The organism is Paenibacillus woosongensis, from assembly GCF_030122845.1.
Taxonomy (GTDB): Bacteria; Bacillota; Bacilli; order Paenibacillales; family Paenibacillaceae; genus Fontibacillus; species Fontibacillus woosongensis_A.
The window spans coordinates 4,029,477-4,042,004 of record NZ_CP126084.1 but is presented as its reverse complement, the minus strand read 5'-3'; the positions used below and the strand labels follow the sequence as shown (position 1 = coordinate 4,042,004).

General features: G+C 53.3%; 12 protein-coding genes and 1 riboswitch. Of the genes, 8 read left to right on the top strand and 4 right to left on the bottom strand.

Annotation, left to right across the window (positions count from 1 at the left end; translation table 11 throughout):
• The first annotated feature begins 106 nt into the window (after positions 1-106).
• Positions 107-1,483: a bifunctional folylpolyglutamate synthase/dihydrofolate synthase gene (locus QNH46_RS18510; RefSeq protein WP_283925548.1), complete on the top strand. Its 1,377-nt coding sequence runs from the start codon at positions 107-109 to the stop codon at positions 1,481-1,483.
• 59 nt (positions 1,484-1,542) lie between these two features.
• Complete coding sequence (murC, locus tag QNH46_RS18505; protein ID WP_430691847.1) at positions 1,543-2,862, top strand: UDP-N-acetylmuramate--L-alanine ligase; 1,320 nt, start codon at positions 1,543-1,545, stop codon at positions 2,860-2,862.
• A gap of 82 nt (positions 2,863-2,944) precedes the next feature.
• Here murC and QNH46_RS18500 read toward each other — a convergent pair whose 3' ends face one another.
• Genes QNH46_RS18500 through QNH46_RS18485 form a run of 4 tightly spaced genes read right to left on the bottom strand, consistent with a single transcriptional unit; the run spans position 2,945 to position 6,766 of the window.
• The gene (locus tag QNH46_RS18500; RefSeq protein WP_283925547.1) at positions 2,945-3,754 is read right to left on the bottom strand and encodes an energy-coupling factor transporter transmembrane component T family protein; all 810 of its coding nucleotides are present in this window, start codon (positions 3,752-3,754) and stop codon (positions 2,945-2,947) included.
• A complete protein-coding gene (locus tag QNH46_RS18495) occupies positions 3,751-5,529 on the bottom strand; it encodes an ABC transporter ATP-binding protein (RefSeq protein WP_283925546.1) in 1,779 nt (592 codons plus the stop codon). The genes QNH46_RS18500 and QNH46_RS18495 overlap by 4 nt, the downstream gene beginning before the upstream one ends.
• Complete coding sequence (locus QNH46_RS18490) at positions 5,529-6,128, bottom strand: ECF transporter S component (RefSeq protein WP_283925545.1); 600 nt, start codon at positions 6,126-6,128, stop codon at positions 5,529-5,531. Before QNH46_RS18490 ends, QNH46_RS18495 begins: the two co-directional genes overlap by 1 nt.
• Before the next feature lie 2 nt (positions 6,129-6,130).
• Positions 6,131-6,766 carry a YkoF family thiamine/hydroxymethylpyrimidine-binding protein gene (locus tag QNH46_RS18485; protein WP_283925544.1) on the bottom strand — a complete coding sequence of 212 codons (636 nt, stop codon included), beginning with the start codon at positions 6,764-6,766 and terminating at the stop codon, positions 6,131-6,133.
• A gap of 130 nt (positions 6,767-6,896) precedes the next feature.
• Positions 6,897-7,010: riboswitch (TPP riboswitch) on the bottom strand.
• Between the two features lie 137 nt (positions 7,011-7,147).
• On the opposite strand from QNH46_RS18485, the gene QNH46_RS18480 reads away from it, so the two are divergent.
• The 6 genes from QNH46_RS18480 to mreD all read left to right on the top strand — a co-directional run bounded on the left by QNH46_RS18480 (position 7,148) and on the right by mreD (position 12,487).
• The gene (locus QNH46_RS18480) at positions 7,148-8,266 is read left to right on the top strand and encodes an SPOR domain-containing protein (protein WP_283925543.1); all 1,119 of its coding nucleotides are present in this window, start codon (positions 7,148-7,150) and stop codon (positions 8,264-8,266) included.
• Positions 8,267-8,427: 161 nt separating this feature from the next.
• Entirely contained in the window at positions 8,428-9,045 is a 618-nt protein-coding gene (locus QNH46_RS18475; protein WP_283925542.1) for a Maf family protein, read from the top strand.
• 150 nt (positions 9,046-9,195) lie between these two features.
• A complete protein-coding gene (gene radC / locus QNH46_RS18470; protein ID WP_283925541.1) occupies positions 9,196-9,885 on the top strand; it encodes a RadC family protein in 690 nt (229 codons plus the stop codon).
• A gap of 39 nt (positions 9,886-9,924) precedes the next feature.
• Complete coding sequence (locus tag QNH46_RS18465) at positions 9,925-10,956, top strand: rod shape-determining protein (RefSeq protein WP_155611520.1); 1,032 nt, start codon at positions 9,925-9,927, stop codon at positions 10,954-10,956.
• A gap of 125 nt (positions 10,957-11,081) precedes the next feature.
• Positions 11,082-11,957 carry a rod shape-determining protein MreC gene (gene mreC / locus QNH46_RS18460; protein WP_283925540.1) on the top strand — a complete coding sequence of 292 codons (876 nt, stop codon included), beginning with the start codon at positions 11,082-11,084 and terminating at the stop codon, positions 11,955-11,957.
• Positions 11,957-12,487 carry a rod shape-determining protein MreD gene (mreD, locus tag QNH46_RS18455; RefSeq protein ID WP_283925539.1) on the top strand — a complete coding sequence of 177 codons (531 nt, stop codon included), beginning with the start codon at positions 11,957-11,959 and terminating at the stop codon, positions 12,485-12,487. The genes mreC and mreD overlap by 1 nt, the downstream gene beginning before the upstream one ends.
• Positions 12,488-12,528: the final 41 nt, after the last annotated feature.

Sequence of the window (12,528 nt, the reverse complement as noted above, 5' to 3'; positions counted from 1 at the left end):
ATCGCAGTACAGCAGGAGCCTGATTCGCTTTATTTGGCTCTTGCTGTACCTTTCCATATTATGAAACAGCATTTTAGTTCATTACATTAACGAAGGTGAATATGACATGGGGGTTAATCTTTCGGAAGAAATCCAGCTGCCGCTGGCAAGTTACACAGATGCGGTAGAGTGGATTAACAGCTTGATACCGTTTGGCATCCGTCCGGGTCTGGAGCGTATTCAGCGGATGATGGAGCATTTTGGCAACCCGCAGCGAAGACTCAAGTTCATACATGTGGCCGGAACGAATGGCAAAGGCTCTTCTTGTGCTTTTTTAAGCTCAACGCTTAAGGAGTGCGGATATGACGTAGGGATGTTCACATCCCCTTACATTACGAAATTTACGAACAGATTCCAGTTTAACGGAGAGGATATTCCAGAGGAGACGCTGTTAAGCTTGGCTAACCGGATTGCTCCTGTTGTGAAAGAGATCGCTGCCAGCGAGTTAGGATCTCCAACGATGTTTGAAGTGAGTACGGCCCTTGCGATTCTCTACTTCGCGGAAGTATGCTATCCCGATGTCGTAGTATGGGAGACTGGGCTCGGGGGCAGAATGGATGTTACGAACCTGGTTACTCCGATCGTGTCCCTTATTACGAATGTTGGCATGGATCATACCGACATCTTGGGAAATTCCCTAGAGGAGATCGCCCGTGAAAAAGCAGGCATTATCAAGCCAGGCGTGCCGGTAATCAGCTGTGCCAGCCAGCCTTCCGTTATCGCCATACTGAGAGAAACGGCAAAAGCGAAGGGAGCGACGCTCTATTTGCTCGGAGAGCAGTTTCATTACGATGGCGGCGGCTTAAGCGGGCGGACCCAAAGCATTCATTTTAAAGGGCCGTTCCGCAGCATGGACATCGAGCTGTCGATGCTTGGAAGGCACCAATGCACGAATGCTGCCGGAGTGATGATGGTGCTGGAGGTACTGCGCCAATATATGGCCTTCGTTCTCGAGGATGAGCTGCTGCTGTCCGGCTTCAAAAACGCCTTCTGGGCAGGCCGGCTGGAGCAGGTGTCAGATCAGCCGCGTATCGTTCTGGACGGTGCCCATAACCCGGAGGGGGCGGAGGCGCTTGCGAGAAGTCTTCCGGAAGCTTTCAGTTACCGGAAGCTGAATTTGATGATGGGTATGCTCGCTAATAAGCATCATCGCGAATACTTGGAGCATATATTACCAATAGTGGATACGCTTATTCTGACCGAGCCCGATTTTCGCAAGAAAATGGATGCGGATTCGTTGTATCAGCTCGTAGAGCAAATCCGGAAGGATATGGCGAAGGCGGATCTGGAAGTCATTGTGGAGCGTGACTGGAAGCGTGCGCTGGCACTGCTGCAATCACGGACGGAACGGGAGGATCTTGGGGTCGTCACTGGCACGCTTTATATGATTTCGGACGTGCGGGCAACCCTTTTGCATCAAACCGATTCTGAAAAAGGCTGGTGACCATATTGTTGAATACGACAGAACAACATGTACATTTTATCGGGATCGGTGGCTATGGAATGAGTGCTATTGCCCGCGTTATGCTGGAAATGGGCTACACCGTAACCGGATCGGACGTAGCTTCCCAGGAGTTGACGGAGAAGCTGGCGGCCAAAGGAGCTAAAATTTATATCGGACATACTAAAGAGCAGGTGCATGGGGCGGATTTAGTCGTGTATTCGACTGCGCTGCCCAAGGATAATGTCGAACGGGTAGCCGCGGAGGAACAGGGAATTCCGGTCCTGCATCGTTCGCAAATGCTGGCAAGGCTGCTGAACGAACGTACAGGCGTGGCTGTTGCCGGAGCACATGGCAAAACGACGACCTCCTCCATGATCGCTCTGGTGATGGAACAATGCGGGACGGACCCTACCTATATTATTGGCGGCGAAATTATGGATATCGGGACAAATGCCAAAGCAGGGCAGGGCAAATGCGTCGTCGCTGAGGCCGATGAGAGCGATGGCTCATTTCTTCAATACCATCCTTCGCTTGGCATCGTTACAAACATCGAGGCGGACCATTTGGAGAATTACGGCGGCGACTTCAGCAAACTTAAAGAGGCCTACGTGCAGTTCCTGAATCAAATCAAACCAGGAGGCAAAGCGATCGTATCCGGAGATGACCGGAACATCCGTGATTTGCTGCCGAAGCTGCAATGCGAGGTCGTGACCTATGGCATCGAAACAGCATGCGATTATACGGCAACGGATATTGAGCTTGGAGACCGGAAGGTCGCGTTTACGATGAACCGCGGCGGGCAGCCCTTGGGCCAAGTCAAGCTTTCGGTTCCCGGAAGACATAATGTCCATAATGCCATGGCCACGGTAATTGCATGTCTTGAGTCGGGTATTCCTTTTGCAGAGATCGCCGAGGCGATTCAGCATTTTCATGGCGCGAAACGCCGATTCCAGGTGCTGGGCGAGAGCCGCGGCATTCTGGTTATCGATGATTATGCCCATCATCCGACGGAGATCGAAGCAACGATTGCGGCAGCTAAAGCGACCGGCAAACGGATCATTGCCGTATTCCAGCCCCAGCGGTATTCGCGAACCTTCTTCCTATTGGATGCGTTCAGCCGCGCGTTTAGCGGAGCGGATGAGGTGATCATTACGGATATCTACTCGCCTGCGGGAGAGAAACAGATTGAAGGCATCAATTCGTCGAAGCTGGTAGAGCTGATTAAAGTGAACAGCAATGCCGGAGCTAGGCACTTGCCGACAAAGCAGGATGTCCTCGATGATTTGCAAGGACGTTTGCAGCCAGGCGACCTTGTCATTACGATGGGGGCCGGCGATATATGGAAGGTTGGGCATGAGTTGGCCAAGAGCTTGGCCTAAAGCAAGCTATAGAGAAGGAGCTGTTCCCAGTGCAGATGTTGTCTGCGGCGGGACAGCTCCTTTGCGTTATGCTTCATATGTTCTATAATTGGCCCCCATACCACGTCAAGGTGCCTAGCGCATAGGATACCGTGTATCCCAGAGCGATGCCGGCCAGCACGATGACCATGAGCATCCAATCCCGCGGACGAATGGTCATTCGGTAGTAGAAATCCCGTTTGCCGCCGGTAAAGCCGCGCGACACCATGGCTACGGCAACCCGCTCGGATTTGCGTATGGCGCTGGCCAGGAGCGGGATACTGTAACGCTTGAAAGCATGGAGCGCCGAGCGGATATTGCGCTTCTCCCGCCATATGCCCCGAATCCGGTGGGCCTGCTGCATAATGAGAAGCTCCTCGCGGAACAGGGGGAGGAAGCGGAATCCGGCCAAGATGCCGTACGCCAGCTTCGGCGGCAGCTTGCATTGCTGCATGAGACTAAGCATAAATTTGACGGGTTCGGTCGTCAGGACGAACAGGAGCGACAGCGCCGAGAACATCAAGGTACGCAAGGCGAGCGAGAGGGCCAGATTGAACCCGGCCACCGTCAGCTTCAGCGGTCCCCACGATAAGAGCAAAGGGGAGTCCTGCGGCAGATCGGAACGTGGAAAAAGAGCAGCTGTCCAGAAATAACCGATCGCCAGTATAAAGAAAGGCACAAACAAGAACAGCCATCTGCGCCAGGAAATCCGGCCAAATATGACAGTAATCATCAATATATAAATGAGGCTGACGGAAACGGTAACCGGATCGAAGGCAAGCGACATTAAAATGACCCCTGTAATGACGGTGAGTCCTTTGATGGAGGGATTCATATCATTTAGGAGCTCCCCCAATGCGCCTGATCTTATCATACGATAACCTCCCCGCAGATTTCTTGTGTTCTCCGGAGCGCCCATCTTAGCTTATTCTTCAAATGGGCTGAGAGCGGCGGGACGAGCTTATGCGCCCGAAGCTGCTCCTCCGGCCAATCCCATAATGCATCGGGGCGTCCGTCCCATTGAATGCTTCGCTCGCCGAGTACGATGACCCGATCGGCAAATTGCTGGACAAGCTCCATATCATGGGTAATCATGATGACGGTTAGTCCACGGTCTACCCGGGCGCGCAGCGAGTTCATCAGCTCCAGGGCAGAGTAAGCGTCCTGGCCGAAGGTCGGCTCGTCGCAGAGCAGCACCTGCTGCTCCTCAGACAGCATCGCGGCCACGCTTAATCGGCGTTTTTGTCCCTGGCTCAGGGCGAAGGGACTGAAGCCGCGACGGTGCTGCAGGCGATACTGCTCAAGCAGCGACTCGACCCGATCGGATACAGCCTCCTCAGACAGCTTCTGCAGCCGCAGGCCGAAGGCAAGCTCGTCGTAGACGGTATCAGTGACGAATTGATGCTCCGGATGCTGGAAAATGAGACCAACGCGCTTGCGCAGCTCCTTCTCCGGCCAGTCCGGCAAGGGTCGGCCAGAGAAGGTGATTCTGCCGGAGGATGGCTCCAATATGCCCGACAAGAGCGCGGCGAGGGTCGACTTCCCCGCCCCGTTCTGGCCGACGAGGGCAATGAACTGCCCGGCAGGGATCGACAGTGACAGCCTGTCGAGAATCTTCTGTCCTCCGCTGCGCTCGAAGGAAAGGCTATCGACCGACAGCAAGGCTTCCTTGCCGCTAGCATCGGCAGCCCCTTCGTCCGGCAGCTTGGATCGGGAGACATCGGTTTGCTCCAACTGCTGAAGCAGCGTTCTTTTTACGGAATCGGGTTTGCTCAGCCACAGTTCGGCCAGCTCGTCCCTGGTGAGCGGCTGCCATGAAGGTTCTCTGTCTATCTGCAGCTGCTCATGCAGGCGGACGGCCCCCGGCATCCATATTCCCAAATGCTGCGCCTCTTCTTTAAAATTGGCGAAATAGGTTCGGGGCTCCCCTTCGTAAACAAGTTTACCTTCTGTGCCCATCACGGCAAGGCGATCGACATAAGGCATCCAGGCATCGAGCTGGTGCTCGATCAGCAAGATGCTCATTTGCCGCTGCTTGCGGATGGAATGAATGAGATCGGCCAAGTGCGAGCAAGCCAGCGGATCCAGATTGGATGTGGGCTCGTCAAGGATGAGTACATCCGGATTCAAAGCCAGAGCGCAGGCTAGGGCGAGCCGCTGCTTCATTCCACCGGATAAAGTATGGATATGCGCGCTCCGCCAGTCGGTCAGATCGACAAGCCGCAGCGCTTCGTCGATTTTCGCGCTGATTTGTTCCCGTGGGCAGCCGATATTTTCCAGGCAAAAAGCAAGCTCCTCCTCCACCTTAAGCATGCAAAATTGGCTGTCCACGTCTTGGAACACAATGCCTACCTGCTGCGCAATTTCACCTGGATCCTGTCCCTCTAGGGATTTGCCATACAGATAAACGCCGCCTGTCACCAGGCTATCGATGGCTGACGGGTACACCCGGTTCAGGCAGAGGGCCAAGGAACTTTTCCCACAGCCGCTTGGACCAAGGAGCAGCAGCAATTCGCCTTGATGCAGCCGGAGGGAAATCGAGGAGAACACCTGCTCCTCCCCGTCCTCGCTGAAAGCCAGGGATAAATTTTTTGTCTCCAAGACCATCGGTTTATCCATCGTTTCTTGATTCGGGAGCAACGTATTCATTACTGCTTCACCGAGGTTCGTTGTTGATTGGCGCTTTGGACAGCGGCCTTCCCGATGGGAAAGCTCCTCAATACGCCTGTCCGGGCCAGCGCATCGGATATCCATTTGCCTAGCAGGCCGGCGATCACTGCACCGCTGATAACCCGGACGATGAACATCGAGATGACTAGACCCGTGGACAAAGCGGCGAAGCCGGATTGAAAGAAGCCCCAGCCAAAGCTGAATACGGCCGCGCCTACGCCTGCGCCCATGAGCACTGCTGTGTTGTAGTAACGGTATCTTACGGCGGCGAATACCGCTTCCGCGCCGAGGCCTTGAATAAAGGCCGACAGAATCAGGATCGGGCCGGTGACGTTGCCGATCAATACCTCGATCGTCCCGGCGATCGTCTCGGACAGCAGGGCTGCTCCGGGCTTGCGCAAGATATAGGCTGAAATGATCGAAACGATAAACCATATGCCGAAGATGACCTCATATCCCATCGGACCCATAAAGCCGACGAGCACATTGCCTATCTGCAGGAAAATCAAATAGACGACAGCAAACACGACGGACAGCGAGCTGAGAACGATAATGTCGCGAAGCTTCCAGGATGACATCCTTATTCCCCCTTCCTCTGCACATGCTCCGGTTTGGCTGACGGGCTGTTGCAGGAGATTGTGGCCGTCATGACTAGATGGGAAGTCTTGGTGCTTGACGTGACAAAGGCATTTTCGAGTGAACGAAACACCTGTTGGGCGGTTCCATCCAGGCGGCTAGCGTAATGAATTCCGCCGGAGAACGTTCCCTCGGCTTCCGCCGCTTTGACCGCATCATAAATGACGTCCATGTAGTGGGGCACCCCCATCGGGTAAAGGGCGAATTGAGCTGCGGTATCAACCGATGTTTTGTTCCCTTCGTTCAAACGGACATCGTCCTCAGACATGAAGACATCTCCTTCCGTATCTCCCGGGCAGCCTACGGAAAAGGTTGCGCTAAGAACGACATGCTCACCGCTTTTTGCCGCCTGCAGGAAAATGGATTTAACTACGTCGAACACATGCTCATGGCGGCCGCGCACGCAGGTGCTGACGTCATCGCTTTGAACCCAGACCTTGGACGTATCGGTATGCTCCAGCGCTCCAAGAATGATCGGAACGAACCGGTCGCTCATCGGAAACAGAGAGAACCGGCAGCCGACGATGCGGCTGGTGCCGCAGGCCGCGGCTTGAATGTTGTGGTTGAATGAATTGGTCATGATGCTTTTCCTCCCCTGGTTAATTTAAATTATCGCTGATAACGACAAAAAAACCGCACCCGAAGAGTGCAGTTATATCGATACAGCCTGTGTCTGCTTAAACATTTTAAAGCAAGCACGCAGCGCTATTTATCGTTTCCCCGCACTTCCCCACGCTAGTATGATCTAGATCGGGTGTAAAGGGTTAACCGTTCCTCAAGCGGGAACGATCTCTCAGCCAGCAAAGGCACCCCTAGTGCATTTTTTCGTGATGCGGTTGTCAATGGTTCCCATTATACAGAGTTCCTTTCAATTGTAAAGCCTTGTTTAAATGAAGTGGTCTATATTCTCGCAAATATTCATATTGTAACGGTAGAAGAGAGGACAAGGAGCGTGCGGATCGTGAACAAGGCAAAGATGACATTCCGGTTCGATGAACATGGGCAACAAGCGCACAGTGCACAGAAGGCTGGAGATCGCCAGCGGCTGGAGGCCACCCCCGCTTCAGGGCATGACAAGCCGCCCGAGCGATCAGAACAGGAACCGAAGGATACTCCTATAACTTACCGTGCGGTGGAAACGATAGATTATTGGGGAGATCCCTTTACAGACCATACAGGAACAGGGATTGCCCTATTGCCAGAGCATGCCGAGCCAGGCGGCGGAGATTATTATTTTCGTAAAACGCGGACCTCCTGGTGGAAGGTTGCCGGCTCGCTGACCGGCGCGATCGTGACCGGAGCGCTCTTTGGATTCGTCGTTCTGTCCATGTTCGACCAGGAAATGACGGTGCCGATCCCTGGAATTAGCGTGCCGAAGCAGGGGGCGGCCGGAGAAGCGGCCGATATTCCCGTACTGGGCAGTGTCATTACGGAGGAACAGGTTCCGCTCGTACAGGTCGTTCTGCCTTCGCAGAGCTATCATTTCCTGCAGTACGGCGTGTTCAGCACAGCGGAAGGCGTTGCCCTGGCCCAGGAACAATTGCGCTCCGCGGGAATTGCCGCCGCGCGGGATACCTTGGATGAGAAGCGGGTCTATGCGGGAGTCTCCCCGGACCGTGAGGAAGCTAAACTGCTGAGCGGGAGGCTGAAGACAGGAGGCGTTCACCTCATTTTGCATGAAATTGCCTTGCCTGAATCGGCTACGATGGAATATAAAGGGGATGCGGCATCCCTCCAGCAATATTTGGCGCAGAGTGCGGATCTCGCCTATATGCTCAGCTCCTCCTCGGCAGCTCTTCTGGGAGAAGCTTCTCCCGGGCGCCAGAGCCAGGAGGAAATCGGCCGGCTAAGGGAGAGCCATCAGCTGTGGACCAAAAGCGCCGCCGACGTTCGAGGCAAGCTGACGGCAGCCGCGGAGGCTGAAGCAAAGGAGATGGAGAAGGCGATGAACAGTGCGGTTGAGGCGATGGAGGAATTTAACGAGAAGGGCGAGCAAACCATGCTCTGGGAAGTGCAGAACGAAGTGATGCGGTTCATTCTGGCGGAACAAAAGCTGGTCGGAGGCCAAGAAGGGCTGTAAATGAACCATCAAAAGGCAGGGAATTGGAAATAGTTGCCCCTGCCTTTTTTATGTTTGTATTGCCGATCAATTAACCTTATAATAATGAAGTGCAAAGTGTCAAAAAATGGCGAGGTTAACAGCTCTGAACTTATTCGGGCGACAGCCGGGCAAAGGAGCATATGAACTTGGAAATTGCAGCTTCATCATCGCAGTATGTCATATTGGCCTCGACTTCACCGCGCAGACGGGAATTGCTGGCTTCCTTACATATTCCGTTTGAGGTGATTCCAAGCGAAGCGGACGAAACTACGCCGGAGCAATGGGAGCCGGAGCGAATCGTGATGGAGCTTGCGCTGCGCAAGGCCAAGGCGGTTCAGGCAACGCTTGAGCCAGCAACGCGCGAAGCCGTTATCATCGGCAGCGATACAATTGTCGTCTTGGACGGACAAGTGCTTGGCAAGCCCAAGGATGAAGCGGAGGCAGCTTCCTTGCTCCGTTCCCTGCAGGGACGAAGCCACGATGTGTATACTGCCGTGGCCTGCATCGATGTGATTACTGGAAGAACGGAAGTCGAATATCGCCGTACGACCGTTACGATGAGAACCGCAGCCGAGGAAGAGATCGCCGCATATGCCAGGACCGGAGAAGGCTTGGACAAAGCGGGCGCTTATGCGATACAAGGACTCGGGTCGATTTTTGTCACGGGAATCGAAGGCTGTTATTTTAACGTGGTTGGACTGCCGCTATCCTTGCTGAGCGAGATGCTGGGCCATTTTGGAATCCATGTGTTGCGGTAATTAAATCCAGTCAAAAATGATGTAACAAATAACTTCATACGTACGTTGTTGTAAGAAAAGGAAGAGATAAAGCATATCCTTCCGCTATGAATTTTGCTGGCGGCCGGTGATCCGGACCCATGCCTAATCATTCGGAAGCGAGGGATATGAATGGATATGCCGCAATATTTGCTGCGGGACATGCCTCTTGAGGAGAGACCCAGAGAACGCATGATGCAATACGGAGCCGGATCACTCAGCAACGCTGAGCTGCTGGCGATATTGTTTCGCACGGGAACCCGGGATGAATCGGCCATACATCTGGCTCAGCGCGTGCTGAGCGGAATTGGCGGACTCCGCCAGCTGGTGGATCTCAGCCTGGATGAGCTGATGAAGCTCAAAGGCATCGGCCCTGCCAAAGCGGTGCAGCTTAAGGCGGGAATCGAACTGGGGCAGAGGCTTGCCAAGACGCGGCTCCCGGAGGCCCAGATCATTCGCAGTCCGCGGGATGCAGCGGATTTATTGATGGAGCAGCTGCGTTATTTGCAGAAGGAACATTTTGTCTGTTTATTTTTGAATACGAAAAATCATATCATTGCTCAGGAGACGCTTTCCATGGGAAGCTTGAATTCCTCGATCGTCCATCCGCGCGAGGTGTTTCGCGCAGCGATTAAATGCAGCAGCGCGTCTGTCGTATGCGCCCATAATCATCCTAGCGGAGATCCGACGCCAAGCCCGGAGGATATCCGGATGACAAGGCGCCTATGCAAAGCCGGGGAAATCGTCGGCATCGATGTGCTGGACCACATCGTGATTGGAGACGGGGAATTCGTAAGTTTGAAGGAGCAAGGCTTGATGTAATATAATAGACCAGATACAGAAGGAAAGGAAGATTACAGCATGTTAGGTGGTTTCACGAAAGATTTAGGAATTGATTTGGGTACGGCGAATACGCTCGTTTATATTCGAGGCAAAGGAATTATAGTGAGAGAACCGTCGGTAGTAGCGATGAATACTGATAATAAGAGCATTGTAGCGGTCGGGGAATCGGCCAAGAAGATGATCGGAAGAACACCGGGCAACATCCGTGCCATCCGTCCGATGAAGGACGGCGTTATCGCCGACTTTGATACCACCGCAACGATGATTAAATATTTTATTCGCCAGGCTCAGAAGCAGCGTTCCTTGTTCCAACGCCATCCGAACGTGATGGTCTGCGTGCCTTCTGGCATTACGGCGGTGGAACAGCGTGCGGTTGAGGATGCCACGAAGCAGGCAGGAGCACGTGAAGCCTACACGATTGAAGAGCCGTTTGCGGCAGCCATTGGTGCAGATCTTCCCGTATGGGAGCCGACCGGGAGCATGGTTGTAGACATCGGCGGCGGAACGACAGAGGTGGCTGTTATTTCGCTCGGCGGCATTGTTACGAGCAAGTCGGCGCGCGTAGCCGGCGATGACATGGACGAGTCTATTATTCAATACATCAAGCGCCAATATAACCTGATGATCGGCGAGAGAACGTCGGAGCAGCTTAAAATGGATGTTGGCTCGGCGCTGCCGCTCGAGCAGGTGGAATCGATGGAAATCCGCGGCCGCGACCTCGTTACGGGGCTGCCAAAGACCATTTCTATCACTTCCGACGAAATTACCGAGGCGCTCGGCGATACAGTGAACGCCATCGTGGAAGCGGTGAAGGTCACCCTGGAGAAATGTCCGCCCGAGCTGGCGGCCGATATTATGGACCGCGGTATTGTGTTGACGGGGGGCGGCGCATTGCTGCGCAACCTTGACAAGCTACTGGCCAAAGAGACGGGCATGCCTGTCATCGTGGCCGAGCATCCGCTCGATTGTGTTGCCATCGGTACGGGGAGAGCTCTCGATAACATCCATTTGTTCAAATCAAGAAGCAGTTCGCCCCTTCGCAAGCGCTAATCTTTAGCGCTGAAGAACGGGAGAATGTGCACTATTTATGATAAAACGGCGCCGTCCTGACATGGACGGCTGTGCCGTTTTTCTATAGGTGGACTCGTGGAGAGGAGAAATTGCAAGGTTGGAGGGTGCTTAAACTGTTTAAGCTGCTTGGCAACAAAAGATTATTTATTTTGCTGATGGGACTTATTCTGTTTATCGCTATAATGGGATTTACGCTCGGTCCCCGGGCGAATTTGTCGTGGCCGGAGAAGTTTGTAAAAGATACGGTGGGCTTCGTGCAGTCGATTTTTTATAAGCCTACCTCGTATATCGCCGGCTTGATTGAGGATGTCTCTAACTTGCGCGCTCTGCAGGAGGAGAACGAGAGCCTGAAGATTGCACTGTCTCATTACACAAGAGATAAAGCCATCTATAATCGGATTGAGCAGGAGAACATCCGGCTTCAGGAATTGCTTAATTTTACAGAAGCCCAGAAGAATCAATACAATTACACCTACCGGATTGCCCAGGTGGTCAGCGTAAATAACGATCCGATCAATCGGACGATTAAAGTGAACCTGGGGAGCAATGACGGCGTCAAGGTGGGGTATGCGGTTATTTCTGCTGAAGGGCTTGTAGGTACGGTTAGCCGAGTCAGCAATTTTACGTCTACCATCAAGCTGCTTACGACCATGGACGCGAAGGATCCGAATTCGAACGGCATCTCCGCTACGGCTCAGGGAAAAGAGAATGAAGTGTTTGGCGTCGTCGAGTCCTACGATCCCGACAAGGACATGTTCCTGATGAATAAAATCGATGATACTTCTTCGCTCGCAGTCGGCGATACCATTGTGTCCTCCGGCGTCGGCGGAGCATTTCCGCGAGGGATGGTCATCGGTACAGTCAAGGATATTCAGGTTGGCGAATACGGGTTGACATATACGGCATTCATCGAGCCCGCAGCCAGCTTCACGGACTGGAAAGAGTTGATTGTGGTATATACACCGGAGGTCTTGGAGTAGTGAGGAATCGTAAATATATAATGATCCTGCTGGTGTTCGTATTGTTTATTATCGAGGGGACGGTCATTCCCTGGATAATCCCTGATGCGTGGCAGACGCGCATTGTTCCTCACCTGGCCTATATCGCCATTCTGTTTATTACCATTTACGACAACCGGCATAGCGGCTTGGTGCTGGGTCTTCTTTTTGGGCTGCTGCAGGATGTCGTATTCTACGGGGCGATCATTGGAGCTTATTCTTTCGCCATGGGGCTGTCCAGCTATTTGCTTGGCCTTGTGTTCCGCTCGCCGAGAGCTCCGCTGCCGCTGATGCTGATCGTCGTAATAATCGGCAGCCTGCTGCTGGACTCGATCCTATTCGGCACTTACTCGCTGTTTGAACTGACACATCAGCCTTATACCTGGGCTTTAATGACTTTTATTATCCCAAACGTATTCGTTCACGTCGTATTTGCTTTGATTATTTACGTCCCTCTCAGACGCCAGCTGGAGCTGATTACGAAGCGTCGTTCTTCCGAGAGCCAAGCCTGATATTTCGTGCTTTTCCATAAGAAGCAGGAACTTGGGTGCTC